Source organism: Pseudomonas juntendi, from assembly GCF_009932375.1.
Classification (GTDB): domain Bacteria; phylum Pseudomonadota; class Gammaproteobacteria; order Pseudomonadales; family Pseudomonadaceae; genus Aquipseudomonas; species Aquipseudomonas juntendi.
Genome location: NZ_BLJG01000407.1, coordinates 1 through 484, shown reverse-complemented (window position 1 = coordinate 484; position 484 = coordinate 1). Strand labels below are relative to the sequence as shown.

Here is a 484-nt window from a genome sequence, read left to right as displayed (position 1 = left end):
TTTGTGCTCCAAAAAAGTCCCCCGGCCTCACAACAATCCCTGTGGGAGCGGGCGCGCCCGCGAAGCAGACAACGCGGTGGCTGGCACCGGCTTTCATGAAATGTACGTCATGTATGCCTGAAGCGTTATAGGGCAGTGCTACGCTCGCGGAAATACTCAGCACGGACATTCACCATGGACATGAACTGGCACCAGGCATTGCAAGAGAGCCTGAGTTGGCTGGCAATCGCCTCGTTCATCACCTTTGTCGGCTTCACAGCCGCCGCTATTCTGGCCATACGCTACACCCGCTGGGGCAGCCAGTTCTGGCAACTTGCGGGGCCTTATTTCAGTTACAAACGCAGTTGGCGGCCACTGCTGGTGTTTGCCTTGCTGCTGGTCCTGACGTTGTTTTCCGTACGCCTCAATGTGCTGTTCTCGTTCTGGTACAACGGGTTCTACAGCGCTCTCCAAGGCTTGAATCAAGGTATCCGCTCCATAAACC

1 pseudogene is annotated in these 484 nt (G+C 56.0%); it reads left to right on the top strand.

The window, feature by feature from the left end:
- Positions 1-174 precede the first annotated feature (174 nt).
- Positions 175-484 (top strand): annotated as a pseudogene (locus GYA94_RS26355) (ABC transporter ATP-binding protein/permease); the annotation flags it as partial.